This is a genomic window from Acidovorax sp. HMWF018 (genome assembly GCF_003061035.1).
Lineage (GTDB): Bacteria > Pseudomonadota > Gammaproteobacteria > Burkholderiales > Burkholderiaceae_C > Acidovorax > Acidovorax delafieldii.
The window spans coordinates 1-1,567 of sequence record NZ_QAIM01000299.1; the positions used below are offsets into that span (position 1 = coordinate 1).

Here is a 1,567-nt window from a genome sequence, read left to right on the forward strand (position 1 = left end):
CAGTGGCGCGTAGGCTTCGGCTTGCTGCGACACATCCTGGACGTCTGACTATCCCATAAGGACCTCGTCAAGAGGGTGCTGAGCTGACGCTTACCCTGCAAGTGGGCCTGTATCTCGCGCACCGTCAGGCCACGGGCGTATAGCGAGATGATTTTGTCGTCGAAGCCGGCCCAGCGGGTCTGGTGCTTGGGGATGAGCTGGGGCTCGAAGCTGCCATGGCGGTCGCGTGGCACCTCGATGGGCAACTCGCCAAACTCCCCCTTGAGGGTCTTCTTGCTCTTGCCGTTTCGGGTGTTGCCGGCGGGGTTGGCCACCGCTTCGTTGCGTTCATGGCCCAGGTGCTCAGTCAGCTCGGCGTCCAAGGCTCGCTCGACCAGCAGCTTGGTCAACTGCTTGAGCAGGCCGTTCTCGCCGATGAGGTCTTCAGGCTTCTTGTAGTTGGCCAGCAGGCCAGACAGCAGTTCTTCGGGTACGTCGTGTTTCTTGGTGTTCATTGTGCTTACCGACAGGCCGGCTTGCGCCGGCGGTGGATTGTCCGTTTACACAAAATTCTGTACACCCTCTAGGGTTCCAGACCATCTCGCAGGGCGAGACCACAACTTGCCAGCAGAGCTCTCCCAGCGTCGGCAGTCAAGGGATCAACGACATGAGTCACAGTGCCCCGGCCGCGCTCTCTAAGCCAGTCCAAAGAGGCCACTCCTCCGGACAACATGCTCAAGCGTTGCTGTTCAACAGTGACAGATCGGAAGCATTGAGCCATCGCCATTGGCCGGGGGCCAAATCCGCAGGCAAATCCATGCTTCCAATGCGAGAGCGATGTAGCCCATCCACCCTATTGCCAACCGCTGCAATCATCCGCTTGACCTGGTGGTACTTGCCCTCAGTCAGCGTCATATCCAAGCGATGGGAACCCACAATGGAGCAGTTTGCAGCACGCACCGGCGTGGGATCATCGTCCAGCACAACCCCCGCCAACAATTTCGACACCTGTGTCTCGTCCACCGGGTGTTTGGTCGTCACTTGGTAAACCTTCGGAACATGCTTCTTGGGCGAACTCAAGCGATGAATGAATTGCCCGTCATCGCTCAATAGCAACATACCCGTTGTGTCCTGATCAAGGCGCCCCACCGCCTGCACTCCTTGAACCGCACTCTTCGTGGGCCGCTGACGCAACGGCGGAGGCAGAAGCGTATAGATGCTGGGGTACGTAGAAGGCTTCTGAGAACACTCCGTGCCGGCGGGTTTGTGAAGCAGCACGTAGGCTTTGGCGTGGAACGGCCAATCCACACCCTGTACACGTAACAGCAGTCCTTCGGGCTCATAGCCTGCGGTAGCCTCCGTGCAGAGCACGTACTCAGCATTGGGCGAAGATGCCTCACGCACCGAGACCCATCCCTGCTGAATCAGGCCCGCGCAAACACGACGCGTACCAAAACCTTGGGAATACAGGATGTCTTGTAGTTGCATGGTCAATACCCTGGAGGGTCAGCTAGAAGGGATGATTTTTGTGCGCCTGGAAAGCAAAAAACCCCAGTCATATCTGACTGGGGTTTTCTGGGCTGTAAGA

At 58.1% G+C, this 1,567-nt stretch carries 2 protein-coding genes; both read right to left on the reverse strand.

The genetic code is table 11. The annotated features are described in order from the left end of the window. Nucleotides 1-494, reverse strand: a 494-nt coding sequence (locus tag DBR23_RS11040; RefSeq protein WP_233250395.1) for a transposase, incomplete at its 3' end; no start/stop codon positions are given. Nucleotides 495-714: 220 nt separating this feature from the next. Continuing rightward, a complete protein-coding gene (locus DBR23_RS11045) occupies nucleotides 715-1,467 on the reverse strand; it encodes a 16S rRNA pseudouridine(516) synthase (RefSeq protein WP_108498271.1) in 753 nt (250 codons plus the stop codon). Nucleotides 1,468-1,567: the final 100 nt, after the last annotated feature.